The sequence below is a fragment of the Azospirillum terrae genome, from assembly GCF_053470425.1.
Genome location: NZ_JBPXMR010000001.1, coordinates 438,217 through 456,493, shown reverse-complemented (window position 1 = coordinate 456,493; position 18,277 = coordinate 438,217). Strand labels below are relative to the sequence as shown.

20 protein-coding genes and 2 tRNA genes are annotated in these 18,277 nt (G+C 68.3%); 12 read left to right on the top strand and 10 right to left on the bottom strand.

Translation table 11 applies throughout. The features are described from left to right. Positions 1-14: 14 nt before the first annotated feature. From ACSVDD_RS02065 to ACSVDD_RS02035, 7 genes are all read right to left on the bottom strand, one after another. On the bottom strand, positions 15-632 hold the full coding sequence (locus ACSVDD_RS02065; RefSeq protein WP_448187626.1) for a GNAT family N-acetyltransferase: 618 nt from the start codon (positions 630-632) through the stop codon (positions 15-17). Further along, the gene (locus ACSVDD_RS02060; protein ID WP_448187625.1) at positions 611-1,039 is read right to left on the bottom strand and encodes a GNAT family acetyltransferase; all 429 of its coding nucleotides are present in this window, start codon (positions 1,037-1,039) and stop codon (positions 611-613) included. The genes ACSVDD_RS02065 and ACSVDD_RS02060 overlap by 22 nt, the downstream gene beginning before the upstream one ends. Next, the gene (sseA, locus tag ACSVDD_RS02055) at positions 1,036-1,899 is read right to left on the bottom strand and encodes a 3-mercaptopyruvate sulfurtransferase (RefSeq protein ID WP_448187624.1); all 864 of its coding nucleotides are present in this window, start codon (positions 1,897-1,899) and stop codon (positions 1,036-1,038) included. Before sseA ends, ACSVDD_RS02060 begins: the two co-directional genes overlap by 4 nt. Positions 1,900-1,914: 15 nt before the next feature. Further along, a complete protein-coding gene (locus ACSVDD_RS02050) occupies positions 1,915-2,622 on the bottom strand; it encodes an alanyl-tRNA editing protein (protein WP_448187623.1) in 708 nt (235 codons plus the stop codon). 62 nt (positions 2,623-2,684) lie between these two features. Continuing rightward, a complete protein-coding gene (locus ACSVDD_RS02045) occupies positions 2,685-3,683 on the bottom strand; it encodes a cysteine synthase A (protein WP_448187622.1) in 999 nt (332 codons plus the stop codon). A gap of 109 nt (positions 3,684-3,792) precedes the next feature. Next, complete coding sequence (locus ACSVDD_RS02040; RefSeq protein WP_448187621.1) at positions 3,793-4,401, bottom strand: NUDIX domain-containing protein; 609 nt, start codon at positions 4,399-4,401, stop codon at positions 3,793-3,795. Between the two features lie 72 nt (positions 4,402-4,473). Next, positions 4,474-5,469: a S1C family serine protease gene (locus tag ACSVDD_RS02035; protein ID WP_448187620.1), complete on the bottom strand. Its 996-nt coding sequence runs from the start codon at positions 5,467-5,469 to the stop codon at positions 4,474-4,476. A 136-nt stretch (positions 5,470-5,605) separates the two neighbouring features. On the opposite strand from ACSVDD_RS02035, the gene ACSVDD_RS02030 reads away from it, so the two are divergent. Together ACSVDD_RS02030 and ACSVDD_RS02025 are read left to right on the top strand one after the other, a co-directional pair. Then, complete coding sequence (locus ACSVDD_RS02030) at positions 5,606-5,794, top strand: hypothetical protein (RefSeq protein ID WP_448187619.1); 189 nt, start codon at positions 5,606-5,608, stop codon at positions 5,792-5,794. Between the two features lie 85 nt (positions 5,795-5,879). Continuing rightward, positions 5,880-6,119, top strand: coding sequence for a hypothetical protein (locus ACSVDD_RS02025; protein ID WP_448187618.1), 240 nt, complete (start codon positions 5,880-5,882; stop codon positions 6,117-6,119). A 2-nt stretch (positions 6,120-6,121) separates the two neighbouring features. Here ACSVDD_RS02025 and ACSVDD_RS02020 read toward each other — a convergent pair whose 3' ends face one another. From ACSVDD_RS02020 to ACSVDD_RS02010, 3 genes are all read right to left on the bottom strand, one after another. Then, complete coding sequence (locus ACSVDD_RS02020; RefSeq protein ID WP_448187617.1) at positions 6,122-6,319, bottom strand: hypothetical protein; 198 nt, start codon at positions 6,317-6,319, stop codon at positions 6,122-6,124. Between the two features lie 197 nt (positions 6,320-6,516). Continuing rightward, positions 6,517-6,591: transfer RNA gene (locus ACSVDD_RS02015), tRNA-Asn, on the bottom strand. A 128-nt stretch (positions 6,592-6,719) separates the two neighbouring features. Continuing rightward, a tRNA-Cys gene (locus ACSVDD_RS02010) sits at positions 6,720-6,793 on the bottom strand. Between the two features lie 232 nt (positions 6,794-7,025). On the opposite strand from ACSVDD_RS02010, the gene ACSVDD_RS02005 reads away from it, so the two are divergent. From ACSVDD_RS02005 to ACSVDD_RS01960, 10 genes are all read left to right on the top strand, one after another. After that, positions 7,026-7,682: a protein-L-isoaspartate O-methyltransferase family protein gene (locus ACSVDD_RS02005; protein ID WP_448187616.1), complete on the top strand. Its 657-nt coding sequence runs from the start codon at positions 7,026-7,028 to the stop codon at positions 7,680-7,682. A 121-nt stretch (positions 7,683-7,803) separates the two neighbouring features. Next, the gene (locus ACSVDD_RS02000; RefSeq protein WP_448187615.1) at positions 7,804-9,216 is read left to right on the top strand and encodes a TolC family outer membrane protein; all 1,413 of its coding nucleotides are present in this window, start codon (positions 7,804-7,806) and stop codon (positions 9,214-9,216) included. A gap of 142 nt (positions 9,217-9,358) precedes the next feature. After that, positions 9,359-10,015, top strand: a complete 657-nt coding sequence (locus ACSVDD_RS01995) for a DUF2497 domain-containing protein (RefSeq protein WP_448187614.1) — start codon at positions 9,359-9,361, stop codon at positions 10,013-10,015. Positions 10,016-10,073: 58 nt separating this feature from the next. Further along, positions 10,074-12,722, top strand: coding sequence for a valine--tRNA ligase (locus ACSVDD_RS01990; protein ID WP_448187613.1), 2,649 nt, complete (start codon positions 10,074-10,076; stop codon positions 12,720-12,722). A 176-nt stretch (positions 12,723-12,898) separates the two neighbouring features. After that, on the top strand, positions 12,899-13,714 hold the full coding sequence (locus ACSVDD_RS01985) for a YdcF family protein (protein ID WP_448187612.1): 816 nt from the start codon (positions 12,899-12,901) through the stop codon (positions 13,712-13,714). Between the two features lie 107 nt (positions 13,715-13,821). Next, a complete protein-coding gene (locus ACSVDD_RS01980; protein WP_448187611.1) occupies positions 13,822-14,751 on the top strand; it encodes a septal ring lytic transglycosylase RlpA family protein in 930 nt (309 codons plus the stop codon). Between the two features lie 46 nt (positions 14,752-14,797). Continuing rightward, a complete protein-coding gene (locus tag ACSVDD_RS01975; protein ID WP_448187610.1) occupies positions 14,798-15,952 on the top strand; it encodes a D-alanyl-D-alanine carboxypeptidase family protein in 1,155 nt (384 codons plus the stop codon). Further along, entirely contained in the window at positions 15,952-16,590 is a 639-nt protein-coding gene (gene tmk / locus ACSVDD_RS01970) for a dTMP kinase (protein WP_448188496.1), read from the top strand. Before ACSVDD_RS01975 ends, tmk begins: the two co-directional genes overlap by 1 nt. A 45-nt stretch (positions 16,591-16,635) precedes the next feature. Continuing rightward, entirely contained in the window at positions 16,636-17,082 is a 447-nt protein-coding gene (locus ACSVDD_RS01965; RefSeq protein ID WP_448187609.1) for a DUF2147 domain-containing protein, read from the top strand. A 63-nt stretch (positions 17,083-17,145) separates the two neighbouring features. Next, positions 17,146-18,264, top strand: a complete 1,119-nt coding sequence (locus ACSVDD_RS01960) for a DNA polymerase III subunit delta' (protein WP_448187608.1) — start codon at positions 17,146-17,148, stop codon at positions 18,262-18,264. The last annotated feature ends 13 nt before the right edge of the window (positions 18,265-18,277 follow it).

Below are 18,277 nucleotides of genomic sequence, written 5' to 3'. Positions count from 1 at the left end.
CGAGCACGCCACTCTCAACGCACCATCGGCACATGCGGTGCCGCGCTGCGCGGCAGCACCCCGTCTGCGCGCGGGTCGCGGACCACGCGCGTGACATGGCGGGCCGGGACGAAGCCCATGGACTGGTAGAGCGGCAGCGCTTTCGGGTGGTCGAAGGTGCAGGTGTTGACCACCAGCTTGCGCGTGCCCCCCCGCCACGCCATACGGATACCGCGGTCGAGCAGCCATGGCCCGAGCTTCATCCCGATGAAGTCCGGGATCAGCCCGAAATAGGCGAGGTCGGTCGCCCGCGTCTCGCGCCGGTCGATCTCCACATAGCCGGCCGGCGTGCCGGAGACGTACAGCACCTGCACCTCGACGCGCGGGTCCGTCACCGACTCTGCCAACTCCGCATCGCCCATGCGCCGACGCTCGTGCCACAGCCAGGGCTCGCCCACCGTGTTGTAGAGGTAGCGGTAGAAGGAGACCGTCGGCGGGTCCGCCCGCACCAGCGCCAACTCGCCGGGCGGCTGGGGCAGGGGCTTGTGGCCGGGAGGCTCGGGCATCTCCAGGTAGGTGATGATGACCTCGAGTTCTCCGGGACGCACGTCGGGCCGCGCGGACTTCCGGGTCAGGCTGAATTTTTGAGCCATTTCTGCATCATGGTGACGGGGGAACGGGCGTAGCCGAGCCGCTCGTAAAAGCCCTGCGCGGCGGTGTTCGTCTCGCGGACAAGCAAATGCACTTTGGGCATGCCCCGCGCCACCAGCCAGTCCTCCGCGGCAGCGACCAAGGCCCGGCCGAAACCGCGGCCTCGATGGTTCGGGTCGGCCGCAAGGTAATAGAGCCAGCCGCGGTGGCCGTCCTGGCCAACCATCACGCTGGCGACCACCCGGGCGTCCAACTCGCCGACCAGCAGGACGGCATTGCTCGGCTTCGAGCGGCACAGCGCGATGTCCGAATCCGGATCGTTCCACGGCACGACGAGGTTGCAGGCGCGCCACAAGGCGACGACCGCGTCGCGGTCGTCGTCACGGTACGCGCGGATCGTCAGACTCACGGCTTCGCCGGCCCGGTCTCGACGGGCAGGTCGGAGCGCAGCCCCCACTCGGCCCAGGACCCGTCATAAACCGCCACGTCCTCCTTGCCGGCCAGCGCAAGGCCGAGCGCCACAACGCAGGCGGTGACGCCGCTGCCGCATGACGCGACCACCGGCCGCGACAGGTCGACGCCTGCGCTCCGGGCCTTCTCGGCGATGGCGGCGGGGGGCAGCAGAACCTTGGTGTCGGGATCGACCAGATCGGTGAAGGGCAGGTTGCGGGCGCCGGGGATGTGACCGGCGCGCCCGTTGGCCCAGGGCTCCGGCGCGGTGCCTTCGAAGCGGCCCGTTGCGCGGGCGTCCACCACTTGCTCGGCGCCGCTGTCCACGTTGGCGCGGATGTCGTCGAGCCGGCGCAGCAGGTGCGGGCGCAGGCGGGCGGTGAAGGGGCGCGGGGCGACGGCGGCCGGGGCGTCGGACTCGGTCGGGCGGCCCTCGGCGAGCCACGCCGGTAAGCCGCCGTCGAGCACCGCGACGCGGTCATGGCCGAACAGACGGAACAGCCACCACACGCGCACCGCGGCCCCGGCGACGCCGTTGGCGTCGTAGGCCACCACCAGCGTGTCGTTGCCGATGCCCAGTTCGCCCACCTTGGCGGCGAATCGCGATTCGTCCGGCACCATGTGCGGCAGCGGCTTGGTGTCCGGCTGGGCGATGTCGTCGATGTCGAAGAAGACCGCGCCGGGAATGTGCCGGGCGGCGAACTCGGCGCGCTGGTCCTTGTTCTGGATCGGCATGTACCACGTGGCGTCGACGATGCGCACGGCCGGGTCGTTCAGGTGTTCGGCCAGCCACGCGGCGGTGACGATGTGCTGCGTCATGGTTCGGTTCCCCCGTCAGTCCTTAAGCGCCACGACGACGCGCCGGTTTTGCTTGCCCTTGTTCTCGATCTTCACCACCTCGACCGAGCCGATCTCGCCGGTGCGGGCGACGTGGGTGCCGCCGCAGGGTTGCAGATCCACCCCCTCGATGTCGAGCAACCGCACGCGGCCATAGCCGGTTGGCGGCTTCACCGTCATGGTGCGGACCAAGTCGGGCTGCGCCGCCAGTTCCTCGTCGGTGATCCAGCGCGGGGTGACCGGAGTGTCGGTCTCGATCAGGCGGTTGATGGCCGCCGCGATGCTGTCCTTGTCCAGGCTCTCGGTGGGGACATTGAAGTCCACCCGGCTGCGCTCAAGGCCGATCTGCGCCCCGGTGATCGAGCCGGGCACGACCGCGCACACCAAGTGCAGCAGCGTGTGCATGCGCATGTGGCGGTGCCGGCGGTCCCAATCGATCTCCGCCTCGACCGGCGCCCCGGCGACGGGCAGGGCGGCGCCTTCGGCCGGGACGTGGATGATGTCGTCCGGGCCGTCGTCGCCCTTCACCGTGTCGATGATGGTCACCGCGCCGCCAGGGTAGCGGAGTATGCCGGTGTCACCGGGTTGGCCGCCGCTGTTCGCGTAGAACACCGTGCGGTCCAGGCAGATGCCGCGCTCGTCCACCGAGGTGACCGTCGCGGTGCAGGAGCGCGCGTACGCGTCGTCGCGGAAGATCAGTTCCAAGGGGTCCCTCCCTGTCTTTCTTCAGGGAGAGGCTAGCACACCCCTGTCCTATATCCAGGCCCCTACATCCAGTCGGGAACGGGCAGGTTCTTCTCGCGCAGGAAGTCGGGGTTGAACAGCTTGGACTGGTAGCGCTGGCCGCCGTCGCACAGGACGGTGACGATGGTGTGGCCCGGCCCGAGGGTGCGGGCGATGCGCATCGCCGCCGCCACGTTGATGCCCGACGAACCGCCCAGCACCAGCCCCTGCGTCTTGATCAGGTCGAAGAGGATCGGCAGCGCCTCTTCGTCGGTGATCTGCAACGCATCGTCCACCGGGGCGCCTTCCAGGTTGGCGGTGATACGGCCCTGGCCGATGCCTTCGGTGATGGAACTGCCCTCGGCCTTCAGTTCACCGTGCTTGTAGTGATGGTACAGCGCCGCCCCCATGGGATCGGCCAGCACGATGCGCACATTCGGATCGCGCTCCTTCAGCGCCAAACCGACACCGGCCAGCGTGCCGCCGGAACCGACGGCGCAGGTGAAGGCGTCGATGCGCCCGCCGGTCTGCTTCCAGATCTCCGGGCCGGTGGTGTGGTAGTGGCCGTCGCGGTTGGCGGTGTTGTCGAACTGGTTGGCCCAGATCGCCCCGTTGGGCTCGGTCTTCGCCAGTTCCTCGGCGAGGGTGCCGGAGTAGCGCACGTAGTTGTTCGGGTCCTTGTACGGCACCGCCGGGACGAGGCGCAGGTCCGCCCCGCACAGGCGGAGCATGTCCTTCTTCTCCTGGCTTTGCGTCTCCGGCATGACGATGACGGTGCGGTAGCCCAGCGCGTTGCCGACCAGCGCCAGCCCGATGCCGGTGTTGCCGGCCGTGCCTTCGACGATGGTGCCGCCGGGGCGCAGCAGGCCCCGCTTCTCCGCGTCGCGGACGATGGCGATGGCGGCGCGGTCCTTGACCGAACCGCCGGGGTTCACGAACTCGGCCTTGCCGAGGATCTCGCAACCCGTGGCCTTCGACGGCCCCTCCAGGCGAATGAGCGGCGTGTTGCCGATGGTCCCGATGAAGCCGTCGCGCACGTCCACGGCGCCTCTCCTTGATTCGATGCGTTAGCCACAAAGAAGTATCGGGATTGGCGAGTGCGGTTCAAGTCCGCACTGTGAAATGCTGCGTTTCACAAATTTTAAATGCTATTTATGGCGCCTGCCAGCGTTTCCTCAGGGCGTCGCGGTGCCGGGCGAGCCAGCCCAGTGCGATGATGGTGATCGAGTTGGTCAGGCGGTTCTCGTCGAGCAGGCGAATCGCCTCGTCCGTCGGAACGACGGAGATGCGGATGTCCTCATGCTCCTCGGCCAGCCCGCCGCTGGTGCCCACGTTGGAGCAGTCCACGCGGCCGACATAGACGGTGACGAACTCCGACAGAATGCCGGGGCTGGGGTAGTAGTCGCAGATCGTCTCCAGTTCATGGACGGTGCAGCCGGCTTCCTCCACCGATTCGCGGCGGGCGACCTCTTCGGGCGATTCGTCGCCGTCCAGCATGCCGGCGACGATCTCCGTCATCCAGGCCGGGCCACGGGCTGCTGCGGCGGCGACGCGGAATTGCTCGATCAGCACGACGGAGTCGCGGTGGGGGTCGTAGAGCAGCACACCCACGGCGTGGCCGCGCACGCACACCTCGCGCGGCGGCAGCTTATCGGTCCAAGTACCGTCGAACTTCTTGTGGCGCAGGCGGTAGACGTCGACTTGAAGGTAGCCCTTGTAGGCGGTCGTCCTGTCGATCACCTCGACATCGGGGTGGTCCATGCGCCGGTCTCCTCCGCTGGGTTGCGTCACCGATGTAGCGCATCCCGGTGCGCCCGTCAGCGGGTGGGCCGATCAATAGGTCGGATTGAGGCGCAGGTAGCGGAAGCGGTCGCCCGAGGTGACGGTCATCGGCTGCAGTTGCGCACCGCGCATCACCTCCAGCGGCACGGCGACGCCGGCCGGCCCGAGCGCCCAGAGCTTGCGGTAGAAATCGGCCAGAGTGCTGAAACGCTCACCGCCCACGCCGACGATCTGGTCGCCGGGCTTCACGCCCGCCGATTCGGCGGGGCTGCGCGGGGCGACGCGCTCGACCAGCAGCCGGCCCTGCTCCTCGCGCACGTTGACGCCCAGCCAGGGGCGTGGCGTGTCCTGGCGCCGGCCATAGGCCAGCAGGTCGCCGAAAATCGGCTCCAGCGCAGAGACCGGAACGAACATGTTGCCGGCCATGCGCTGGCCCGGCATCGCGTCGCCGACCAGCAGCGAGCCAATGCCGACCAGACGCCCGGAGCTGTCCACCAGCGCGGCACCGCCGAAGGCGGGGTGGGGCGGGGAGGTGAAGATCGCCTCGTCCAGCAGGTATTCCCAATAGCCGGCGAACTCCCGCCGGTCGACGACGCGCACGGGCAGGGCGGTCTGCGCGCTGCGGCTGAGCACCACCGCCGCGTCCCCGACCTTGAGCGCCCGGGAATCGCCAAGCCGGATAGGCTGGGCGCGGAATCCGAATCCGGCGCGCACCAGCCCGAACCCGCTGACATGGTCGTAGGCGACGAACTCTGCCGGGAAGGCGTGGCCCTCGGTGTCGGTGACCTTGATCTGCGCGGCCTCCAGGATCAGGTAGCCGATGGTCAGGATCAGGCCGTTGCCGTCGATGACGGCGCCGCTCCCCGCGCGCTCGGCGCCGAGGGTGCGGGCGCTTTGCGAATCGGGCGGGGCGGTCACTTCGATGCGGACGATGGCGCGCAGCAGGGCCGCCGCGTCCGGCTTGGGCTCTGCGTCAGCGGCGCGGGCCGGGAGCGCCGTTAGCATCAGCAGGACGAGGGCCGCAAGATACCGGTGCATTGCGCGCATGTCGCCCTCCCGGCGGTCCGTGTTCCCCGTCAAGGAAAGATGAGGATGCCGCGGCGCGCATCAAGCGGCGGAAACCTTCGGCGTGGGCAAACTGTTCATGATGGCGACCCGTCCCACACGCAAAAGCAGGACCGCCATGCCGATCAGCAACGAACGCGAGCTGGAACGCGCCGTCGCCGAGTTCCAGCGCCTGAACGACGCTCCGGCCGATTCGCCTGACGCGCGCCGCCGCCGCGAGTTGGACGCCGACATCAAGGATTACTACCAGCGCTGCTCCAACGAGTTGCGCCCCGGCCGCCCGGTGTCCGACCCGGAAGGGGCGTGAGGCGCGATTAAGGATCGACGCGCACGGCCGGGTGTCCGAGAATGCCGGTGTATGGCCGCCACCCGGTTCGAAAGCGCGTTCGACGATGAAGCGATCTGATTCCTGCTACACCTGCCGCTATTGGGAAGGGCAAGGCATGCGCCAGCGCGGGCCCAAGGGCACCTGCCGCCGCTACCCGCCGGTGGTGACGCCGCGCGACCCGGACGGCCGATTCCCGATCACGCTGTCCACAGACTGGTGCGGCGAATGGAAACGCGACGGCGGTCAGGCCATCGGCTCGGGCGATCCGGAATCAGGCACGATCTACGACGACTTCGTGACGTAAGCTCAACGCAGATGCAGGGGTAGGATCACCATCTGGCGGGTGTTGGCGGTCCTCGGCGCGAAGGCGTCGCCGTCGCCGAGCATCGGCCGCCAGTCTATGCTTCCCAGCAGCAACGCCGCCATGACACCGGCGGCGAACACCAGCGCAGCGCCGAGCCAACCGTCATGCCGATCCAGGTCGGAGTCGTCTCTCAACGACATGGCACCCTCCATGGCAGCGGCTCAAGGCGTGTGGCGCGACCGCGCCGAAACGAGCCTCATCCATAAGAAGGTAAGCTTAACGGCGCGAAAGTGCATGTGCCTGTAAGGCAGGGGCGGGGCGTTCTTTCGCCACACCCCCGATCGGCCGGGTAATAACAAAAAAGGCCAGCCCCCATCAGGAACTGGCCTTTCTGTATTGGCTCCGGCGGTAGGATTCGAACCTACGACCAACGGATTAACAGTCCGCTGCGCTACCGCTGCGCCACGCCGGATCAGTGCGTGGGCGGCTATATAGCGGAAGGCGCCGCGGCTGCCAAGGCTTTACAGAAGATTTTTTCGGGATTGCGGTGGCCGGCTGGGGCGAAGCGCCACGCACGTCCGGCAAGGACCTGAAATCGGATGGAGGCACGGGCGGGAATCGAACCCACGTACACGGATTTGCAGTCCGCTGCATCACCACTCTGCCACCGCGCCATCCGGTGTCCGACCGGACGTTGCCGTCCGCGTCGGAGGGACCGTATAGTATCCTTCTTTGGCCCGGTCAAGCCGAGCGAGACCCTTGCAGGCTTATATTCTTCGCACGCCGCCTCCCGGCGCTCCCCTCGGCGTTGTGTTCGCGGTTGGTTACGGATATATAGCGGCAGGCAGCAAAGCCGGCTGGCCGGTTTGGCGCTGTCCCGTTTCAACCGCTGCGATTGCGACCGCCATGTCCGACTATGCCGCCGCCCGATTCCACATGGTCGAGTGCCAGATCCGTCCCAACAAGGTGACCGACCACCGCCTGGTCGACGCCCTGATGGATGTCCCGCGCGAGCTGTTCGTGCCGCAGCCGTTGCGCGGCGTCGCCTATGTCGACGGCGATGTCGCCGTCGGCAAGGGCCGCTACCTGATGGAGCCGATGGTCTTCGCGCGCATGCTCCAGGAGGCCGGCGTGGACGAGACGGCGAACGTGCTGGATATCGGCTGCGCCACCGGCTACTCGACCGCCGTTCTGGGGCGCATGGCCGCCAGCGTCGTCGGCGTCGAATCCGACCCGGCCCTGGCCTCGGCCGCCAAGAGCGCGCTGCTCCAGGCCGGCGTCGCCAACGCCGAGGTGGTCAACGGGCCGCTGGGCGAGGGCTGCGCCGCAAAGGCGCCCTACGACGTCATCATCTTCGAGGGCGCGGTCGCCGAGGTTCCCCAGGCAATCTGCGATCAGCTCGCCGAAGGTGGGCGCATGGTCGCCACCGTGCTGGGCGACCGCGGCCTGGGCGAGGTGCGGCTCTACCAGCGGTATGGCCGCGCCGTTTCCAGCCGGGTGCTGTTCGAGGCTCAACCGCACCTGCTTCCCGGCCTCGAGCCGAAGCCCAAGTTCGAGTTCTGATCACGGTGCGCCGGACGGGGGCGTCCGGCGCACTATGAAATCTGCGCTTCGGCCGGGGCAAGCCGGTCGGTCGGTTCGATGCTGGGGAGCGTTGGACTAATAAGAAAGAAGGTCTAGAGACATGACCGTTCGAACCCGTATTGCTCCGCGTTGGCTGGCGTCCTCGGTCGTCTGCAGTGTCCTTGCGCTCGGCAGCGGGGGCGTCGCCGCGCAGACGCTGGAACAGGCCCTGGCAGAGGCCTACTCCACCAACCCGACGCTCGCCTCCCAGCGCGCGGCGTTGCGCGCCGCCGACGAACGCGTGGCGCAGGCGCTGGGCGGCTACCGGCCGACGGTGCAGGGCACGCTGAGCGCGTCCGGCACCCGCACCAACAGCACGATCGAGGGGGCCGGCGGCCGCGGGCTGAGCAGTGCCACCACGCCGAAGTCGGCGGGCGTGAGCGTGGTCCAGCCGATCTACGACGCCACGGTCACGCCGAACGTCCGGCGCTCAGAGCGGCTGGTCGAGGCGCAGCGCGCCCTCGTCGTGAACACCGAGCAGCAGGTGCTGCTGAACGCCGCCACGGCCTATCTGGACGTGGTGCAGAACCAGGCGGTGCTGGCGCTCAACGTCAACAACGAGCAGGTGCTGCGCCGCCAGCTCGAGGCGGCCCGCGACCGCTTCCGGGTGGGCGAGTACACGCGCACCGACGTCAGCCAGTCCGAGTCGCGTCTGGCGGCCTCCATCGCCAACCGGATTTCCTCCGAAGGCACGCTCCAGGCGTCGCGCGCGGTGTACGAGCGCTTCGTCGGCACCATGCCCGGCAAGGGCATCAAGGCGCCGAAGCCGACTTTCAAGCTGCCGGCGACGCTGGACGAGGTGGTGGAGATGGCGCGCGCCAACCATCCCTCGGTGATTTCCGCCGCGTTCCAGGAATCGGCACAGCGCGAGGCGGTGGACCAGCAGTTCGGCCGCCTGCTGCCGTCCGCCCGGTTGTCGGCACAAGGCACGCGCACCTTCGACGCTGGCACTACCAGTTCTTTCGGCACAGGCGCGGCGATCTCCCGCCAGGACAGCGGCTCCATCCAGGCGCAGATCGTCATCCCGCTCTACTCCGCTGGCCAACCGGAAGCGCTGGTGCGCGAGGCCAAGGAGACGGCCAATCAGGCGCGCATCCAGATCGACGAGACCCGCCGGCAGGTCGCCGCGACGGCGATCAGCGCGTGGCAGGCGCTGATGACGGCACGGGCCAGCATCGAGTCCTTCCAGGCGCAGATCAAGGCGGCGCAGATCGCCCTAGAAGGCGTGCGCCAGGAGGCACAGGTGGGCTCGCGCACCGTGCTCGACGTGCTGAACCAGGAGCAGGAACTGCTGAACGGCCGAGTCAATCTCGTGCGCGCACAGCACGACGAAATGGTTCAGGCGTTCACCGTACTGAGCGCGGTCGGGCAGTTGACGGCGCAGCAGCTTCGCCTGCCGGTGCAGTATTACGATCTCGAAGTGCACTACCGGGCGGTCCGCGACAAGTGGACCGGCACTGGCGTGGCTGAGTGATCCCGTCGATCCACGCAAGCGGCCCGCCACGGCGGGCCGTTTTTGTCTTATGGCTTTTTATCCAGTCCTGCCCTAGGGTTGGACCCAGCTTGACGTCCCGGGTTTTGCCACGATGAGCGATAAAGGCCAGCAAGAACCGTCAATGGAGGAGATTCTCGCCTCCATCAGGCGAATCATCTCCGAGGATGGCGAACCCGCCGCCAAGACCGAACAGCCCGCACCGGCTCCGGCCGCCGCGGCGCCTCCGCCTCCGCCGCCCCCACCTCCGCCTCCGCCGCCCCCACCGCCAATGGAGGAAGAGGAGCCGGAAGACGACGTACTCGAACTGACGCAGGTGGCCGACTCCCGCCCCATGCCGGTCGAGGAAGAGGAGGAGGATGATCCGTGGGGTGCCGAGGAACCGGCGTTCCCGGAACCGCCGGCTGAGATGGACGAGCGCCCCCCGCCTCCGCCGCCGCGCCGGCCTCCACCGCCGCCGATGCCCGACTTTGACGACGTGACGGAGATGCCGCCGCCGCGCCGCGCGGCACCGCGCATGCCGGAGTTCGACGAGGCCGGCCTGATTTCCCGCCGTACGGCGCAGGATGCCTCACAGCACTTCACGCATCTGGCGCGCGAACTCGGCGACGACCTGTCCATCGGTCCGATGCCGGTCGGCATCCGCACCGTGGAGGAGGTCGTGCGCGAGCTGTTGAAGCCGCTGCTGAAAGAATGGCTCGACGAGAATCTGCCGACCGTCGTCGAGCGCCTCGTGCAACAGGAAATCGACCGGATGATCCGCCGGTCGCAGAAGTTCTAGTCAGGCGTCCCAGCCTTTAGCCCAGCCTTTAGCAATGCGTTAGCGGAAGCCATTTGTGATGCTTGAGAAGACTTACCGGCCGGCCGAGGTCGAGGAGAAGCACTACCGTCTGTGGGAAGAGTCGGGCGCCTTCGCCGCGAACACCCAGGCGAACGGCACGCCCTACACCATCATGATGCCGCCGCCGAACGTCACCGGCAGCCTGCACATGGGGCATGCGCTGACGTTCACCTTGCAGGACGTGCTGACCCGCTATTACCGCATGCGGGGCCGGGACTCGCTGTGGCAGCCGGGCACCGACCACGCGGGCATCGCCACGCAGATGGTGGTCGAGCGCAACCTCGCCGCCGAGGGCAAGACGCGCCACGATTTCGGCCGCGACAAGTTCATCGACAAGGTGTGGGAGTGGAAGGCCGAATCGGGCGGCACCATCACCCGCCAGCTCCGCCGTCTGGGCGCTTCGCCGGATTGGGCAAAGGAGCGCTTCACCATGGACGAGGGCCTGAGCAAGGCCGTCCGCAAGGTGTTCGTCGAGCTGTACCGGCAGAACCTGCTGTACAAGGACAAGCGCCTCGTCAACTGGGACCCGAAGCTGCACACGGCGATCTCCGACCTGGAGGTCGAGCAGCGCGAGATCAAGAGCAGCCTCTGGCACTTCAAGTATCCGATCGAGAACGAGCCGGGCCGCTTCATCACCGTCGCCACCACGCGGCCGGAGACGATGCTGGGCGACACGGCGGTCGCCGTGCACCCGGAGGATGAGCGCTACAAGGACCTGATCGGCAAGAACGTCGTTCTGCCGCTGGTCGGCCGGCTGATCCCCATCGTCGGCGATGAGTACGCCGATCCGGAGACCGGCTCGGGCGCGGTGAAGATCACCCCGGCGCACGACTTCAACGACTTCGCGGTGGCGAAGCGGAACGGGCTGGAGCTGATCAACATCTTCGACCGCGACGCCCGGCTCAACGACAACGTGCCGGAGGCCTATCGCGGCCTCGACCGCTATGAGGCGCGCAAGAAGGTCGTCGCCGAAATCGAAGCGCTGGAGCTGCTGGAAACCATCGAGCCGCACACCCACAAGGTTCCGCACGGCGACCGCTCGGGCGTCGCCATCGAGCCGTGGCTGACCGACCAGTGGTACGTGGACGCCGCGACGCTCGCCAAGCCGGCCATCGAGGCGGTGGAAACCGGCAAGACTGTGTTCGTGCCCAAGCAGTGGGAGAACACCTACTTCGAATGGATGCGCAACATCCAGCCCTGGTGCGTCAGCCGGCAGATCTGGTGGGGCCACCAGATCCCCGCATGGTACGGGCCGGACAACGCGGTGTTCGTCGAGGAGACGGAGGGGGCCGCCAAGGCGGCTGCCGAGAAGCATTACGGCAAGGCCGTGGAGCTGACCCGCGACCCGGACGTGCTGGACACGTGGTTCTCGTCGGCGCTGTGGCCGTTCTCGACGCTCGGCTGGCCGGACAAGACGCCGGAACTGGAGCGCTATTACCCCACCGACGTGCTGGTGACCGGCTTCGACATCATCTTCTTCTGGGTCGCCCGGATGATGATGATGGGTCTGCATTTCATGGGCGACGTGCCGTTCCGCACCGTCTACATCCACGCCCTGGTCCGCGACGAGAAGGGCCAGAAGATGTCGAAGTCCAAGGGGAACGTCATCGACCCCCTGGAGCTGATCGGCGAGTACGGCACCGACGCGCTGCGCTTCACGCTGTCGGCGATGGCGGCGCAGGGCCGCGACATCAAGCTGGCGGTCAACCGCGTCGAGGGCTACCGCAACTTCGCCACCAAGCTGTGGAACGCCGCGCGCTATTGCCAGATGAACGGCGCCGTGCCGGTTCCGGGCTTCAAGCCCATCGGGCTGACGCAGACCGTCAACCGCTGGATCGTCGGCGAACTGGCCGAAACCGCGAAGCGCGTTGCCGACGCCATCGAGGGATACAAGTTCAACGACGCGGCCAACGGGCTCTACCAGTTCACCTGGGGCACCTTCTGCGACTGGTACCTTGAATTCACCAAGCCGATCCTCAACGGCTCGGACGAGGCGGCGATCGCCGAGACCCGCGCCACCACGGCCTGGGTTCTGGACGAGGTTCTGCATCTGCTGCACCCGATCATGCCCTTCATCACCGAGGAGCTGTGGGAGCAGCTGGGCGAGGGCCGCACCAACCGCCTGATCTCCGCCGCTTGGCCGGAGTACGGGCCGGAGGTGGTCGATTCCGCTGCCCGCGCCGAGATGGACTGGGTGGTGCGGCTGATCTCGTCGGTGCGCTCGATGCGCTCGGAGATGAACGTGCCGCCGGCCGCGCAGATCGAGCTGAAGCTGAAGGACGCCAGCGCGGAGAGCCTGAAGCGGCTCGCCACGCACCGCGACCTGATCCTGCGCATGGGCCGTTTGGCCTCGGTCGAGCCGCTGGACGGGGCCGTCCCGAAGCAGTCGGTGCAGGCGGTGCTGGATGAGACCACGCTGATCCTGCCGCTGGAGGGCATCGTCGACATCGACAAGGAGCGCGTGCGCCTTGCCAAGGAGGTCGAGAAGCTGACGGGCGAGATCAAGAAGATCGACGCCAAGCTCGGCAACGAGCAGTTCGTCGCCAAGGCTCCCGAAGAGGTCATCGAAGAGCAGCGCGACCGCCGCGAGGCCGCCGATCAGGCGCGCGGCAAGCTGCAAAAGGCGCTGGAGATGCTGGGGGCGTAAAATGCCCCCTCTCCCGCCCCGGGAGAGGGAGGGGTCCGCGCGAAGCGTGGGAGGGTGAGGGTACAGGCAAGGATCCTTGGATTTGCCCTCACCCGGCCGCTCTACGAGCGGCCACCCTCTCCCGGGGCGGGAGAGGGTAAGTCTCCCGTGCGTCGATGAACCGAACGGGCGAACCCTTGACCTTCATCGCATCCAAAATCCTGTGGGGCCTCGCCCAGCCCGGCAACGCGCTGGTGCTGCTGCTGGCGTTGGGCACGCTCCTGCTGTTCAGCGCGCGCAACGCCCGCCGCCACGCCGGGCGCGGCATCGTGGCGGCGGTGTCCGTCTGCTTCCTGATCCTCACCATTATCCCAATCGGCGCATGGCTGCTCCGCCCACTGGAAGACCGCTTCCCGCCCCCCACGATGCCGAACCGCGTGGACGGAATCATCATGCTAGGCGGTGCGGTGAATCCACCGCTCGCCGCCGACCGGGGCGAGCCCTCGGTCAACGACGCGGCCGAGCGCATCCTCGCTATGGCCGATCTGGGGCGGCGCTACCCCGATGCCAAGCTGGTGTTCACCGGCGGGTCCGGCTCGCTGTGGGGCGGCAAGTACCGCGAAGGCGAGGTGATGCGCGCAGCGCTGGAGCAGGCCGGGCTCGACACCGGGCGTGTGCTGTTCGAGAACGACTCGCGCAACACCTGGGAGAACGCCGTCTTCAGCCGCGACCTCGTGACGCCCAAGCCCGGCGAGACGTGGCTGCTGGTCACCTCGGCGTGGCACATGCCGCGCTCGGTCGGCATCTTCCGGCGGATCGGCTGGCCGGTGCTGGCCTATCCTGTCGACTACCGCAGCCGGTCCGATGGCAAGCCCTACCTGCTGTTCGAACTGGACGCCAATCTGGGAATGGTGAGTGTCGCCGTGCGCGAGTGGATCGGGCTCGCTGCCTATCGCCTGATGGACCGCACCGATTCGCTGTTGCCGGCGTCCGACGCGTTGCGACTTCCTTAGGACAGGCCGCCCCGGTGTCTTGGCGGATCGAGGTAACTCGATTAGAGTGCGGCTACCAAATCTAGAGGGGTCGCGCGATGCGCCGTGGGCATATGCTGAGAGGGACGATGGTGCTCTTCGGAGTGCTGTCGCTCGCGGCGTGCGCGTCGCAGCCGACCGGCTCGGGCCTGCCCAAGAGCGGCGTCTACAAGGTCGGCAAGCCCTACCAGATCAACGGCGTCTGGTACTACCCGGCCGAGGATTTCAGCTACGACGAGACGGGCATCGGCTCGTGGTACGGGCCGGGCTTCCACGCCAAGGTCACCGCCAACGGCGAGATCTACGACGAGAACGACATGACGGCGGCGCACCGGACGCTGCCGATGCCGAGTCTCGTGCGGGTGACCAACCTGGACAACGGCCGCTCCATCGTCGTGCGCATCAACGACCGCGGCCCGTACGCCAACAATCGCGTCATCGACCTGTCGCGCCGCGGCGCCCAGCTGCTGGGCTATGAGAAGACCGGCACCGCCAAGCTGCGCGTGCAGATCCTCGCCGACGAAAGCCGGCAGATCGCCGCCGCCGCCCGCCAGGGCACACCGGCTCCCATCCTGGCGGAAACCGACGGGCTGGCGCCCAAATCGGCGCCGCGCTCGAAGATCGAGGTGGCCGGCTTGCCCGGCCCCGGTCCGTCGGCGCCGCTGCCGCCGGTGGCGAAGGGGGCGGGCGTCGTCGGGGGCGCCGAGATCCTGCCACCGGCGACGGTGGCCGGTGCGATGGTGGACGGGCGCTTCGTGCCGGCCCCGGTGGTCACCGATCTGCCGGTGCGCAGGAACGGCCAGATCTACGTGCAGGTCGGCGCCTTTGGCAGTGCCGAGAACGTTGCCCGTGCGCGGGCGCGTCTTGGCAGCATCGGCCAGCAGGCGCAGGTCAGCCAGGGCGCGCAAAAGCTCCAACGCGTGCGCGTCGGTCCGCTGGACACCGTGGACAAGGCCGACACCGTGCTGGCCCAGGTGATCCAGGCCGGCCTTACGGAAGCCAAAATCGTTGTGGAATGATCTGCCCGCATCTGGGAAGACACAGAGGGTTTCGAAGGGAGTTACTATGACCGCTGTCCGCATCCGCTTCGCCGCCGCCGCGGCGGCCGCGCTGGTCGCGGCCGGCCTTGCGCTGCCGGCGCGCGCCGCTTCGATCGAGACGGTCGGCAAGCAGGCCATTCTGCTGGACCTGTCGACCAACACGGTCCTGTTCGACAAGAACGCCGACGAGCGCATGGCGCCGTCGTCCATGAGCAAGCTGATGACCCTCTACATGGTCTTCGAGGCGCTCAAGGACGGCCGGCTGTCGTTCGACCACACCCTGCCGGTCAGCGAGCGCGCATGGCGCATGCAAGGCTCCAAGATGTTCGTGGAGCTGAACAACACCATCAAGGTGCTGGACCTGATCAAGGGCGTGATCATCCAGTCCGGCAACGACGCCTGCATCGTGCTGGCCGAAGGGCTCGCCGGGTCCGAGCAGGCGTTCGCCGAGAAGGCGAGCAAGCGCGCCAAGGAAATCGGGCTGAAAGCCACCAATCTGGTGAACGCCACGGGTTGGCCCGATCCCAACCACTACATGACCGCGCGCGATCTTTCGACGCTGGCGGAGCGGCTGATCCGTGACTTCCCGGAATACTATTATCTGTTCTCGGAGAAGGAGTTCACCTATCACGGCATCAAGCAGGGCAACCGCAACCCGCTGCTCTACCGCAACACCGCCGGCGTGGATGGCCTGAAGACCGGCCACACCGAGGTGGCGGGCTATGGCCTGACCGCCTCGGGCGAGCGCGAGGGTAGGCGGCTGGTGCTGGTCATCAACGGCCTGCCGTCCATGCAGGCCCGCGCCGACGAAACCACCCGCCTGCTGGAATGGGGCTTCCGCGAGTTCAACGCCTACGCCCTGTTCAAGGCCGGCGACACCATCGAGGACGTGCCGGTCTGGCTGGGCGACCAGAAGACGGTGCCGGTGACGGTGCCGCAGGACCTCAAGGTCACCATGGCGCGCAACGACCGCCCGAACATGAAGGTGACCCTGGTCGCCAACCAGCCGGTCGCCGCCCCCATCAAGAAGGGCGACGTGGTCGGCAAGGTCGTCATCTCCGCTCCCGGCGCGCCGTCGAAGGAAGTGCCGGTGGTGGCCGCGGTGGATGTGGACCGGCTGGGCTTCGTCGGCCGGGCGCTGGCGGCGGCCAAGTACCTCGTGCTCGGCGCGGGGTCGTGATGGCGGCCCGCGGGCGGTTCGTGACGCTGGAAGGCGGGGAGGGGGCGGGCAAGTCCACCCAACTCCGCCTGCTGGCCGACGCCCTGGGCGCCTGCGGGATGGACGTGGTGCTGACCCGCGAGCCCGGCGGCTCGCCCGGTGCCGAGGAAATCCGCCAACTCCTAGTGTCCGGCGAAACCGGCCGCTGGGGCGGCATGACCGAGGCGCTGCTGCACACCGCGGCACGCCGCGATCATCTGGAGCGCACGGTCTGGCCAGCGCTGGACGCCGGGCGCTGGGTGCTGTGCGACCGCTTCTTCGACAGCACCATGGCTTACCAGGGCTACGGTCTCGGCCTCGGGCGCGAGCCCATCGAGGCGTTGCAGCGTGTGGCGCTGGGCGATTTCCGGCCGGACCTGACGCTGATTCTCGACCTACCGGTCGAGGTGGGCCTGGAGCGCGCCAACGCCCGGCGCGGCGGCGAGGACCGCTATGAGCGCATGGACCTGACGTTCCACAAGCGCCTGCGCGACGGCTTCCTCGACATCGCTGCGCGTGAGCCGGAGCGCTGCGCAGTGATCGACGCCGCCCATCCGCTGGAAGTGGTGCAGGCCGCCATCCTGGACACGGTTACGCGGCGGCTGAAGGTTGCCGGGTAAATCCCTACCTATGGGCTGCCGGCCCGCAGGCAGAGGTGTGAGCCCATGCGCGCAACGATCCCGTTCATCCTGGCTTCGCTGATTGCAACGCCCGCGTTGGCCGCGCCGCCGGATGCCTTCGGCGTCTGGCTGACGGCGAACCGCGAGGCGGCCATCGAGGTCCAACCCTGCGGCACGACGGCGTGTGGGCGGCTGGTCTGGTACCTGGAAAAGCGCAGCGGCCCCGACGCTGGGCTCGACAGCAAGAACCCCTCGCCCGAGCAGCGCAGGCGGCGGCTGTGCGGCATCACCATGCTGGGCGGCTTCAAGCCGTCGGCGACGGGCTGGGAGGATGGCTGGGTCTACGACCCGGAGTCGGGCAACACGTACAGCGGCACCATGGAGCCGGACGGCCCCGATCGCCTGCGCCTGCGCGGCTACGTCGGCATCCCGCTGTTCGGCCGCACCGAGGTGTGGAGCCGCGCGCCGGCCAACCAGCAACGCTGCCGGTAACGGGCTGGACCGCGCCGCGCCGATGCGCCACTGTGCGCCCATGTTGAGAGGAACCGACACACTGTGAGCCGCGCCGCCAAAGCCGCCGAGCCTGTCGAGATCGACGCGCTCGCCCCGCGCCGCAACCCGGACTTGATCGGTCATGGGGACGCGGAGCGCACGCTGCTGGCCGCGTGGAATTCCGGACGGCTGCCGCACGCGTGGCTGATCGGCGGGCCGCCGGGAATCGGCAAGGCGACGCTGGCGTTTCGCTTCGCGCGTTTCGTGCTCGCGCACGGGGGGCAGGGCGACGACGCCGGCCTGTTCGGCGCGCCGGAAGCGCCGGCCTCGCTGCACCTCGCGCCGGACAACCCCGTCTACCGCCGCGTCGCCTCGGGTGGGCACGCCGACCTGATGACGGTTGAGCGGCAGATGGACGAGAAGCGCGACCGCATGAAGCGCGACATCGCCGTCGACGACGTCCGTAAGATTGCTCCCTTCCTGCGCAAGACCTCGGCCGAGGAAGGCTGGCGAGTCGCCATCATCGATGGTGCCGACCGCATGAACGTCGCCGGCCTGAACGCCATCCTGAAGATCCTGGAGGAGCCGCCGCCCGGCGCTCTGCTGCTGCTGGTGTCCGACAACCCCGGCGGCATGCTGCCGACCATCCGCTCGCGCTGCCGCAAGCTGACGCTGAACCCGCTGAGCGACGACGCGGTGGTTGGGCTGCTGGCGCAGCACCGGCCGGAGGTGACGGACGACGACCGCTGGGCGCTGGCGCGGCTGGCGGAGGGCTCCATCGGGCGGGCGGTGGCGCTGGCAGATGCCGGCGGGCTTGGCCTGTATCGCGAGCTGATGGGACTGCTGGGCTCGCTGCCGCGGCTGGACATCCCCGCGGCGCACGCCTTCGGCGACAAGCTGACGCGCAAGCAGGACGACGGCCTGTACGACACGGCGACCGATTTGCTGGTCTGGTGGCTGGCGCGTTTCGCCCGCGCGCTGGCGCGCGGCGCGTGGCCGGACGAGGTGGTGCCGGGCGAGGCGGCACTGATGACCCGGCTGGCCAACGCCCGCGGCCTTGATCGCTGGGTGGAGGTGTGGGAAAAGATCGGACGCCTTTTCGCACGTGCGGAATCCGCCAATCTGGATCGCAAGCAGGTGGTGTTGAACGCCTTGGCGACGCTCGAGGCGGCCGCCAACTGAACGGAATCCGGCC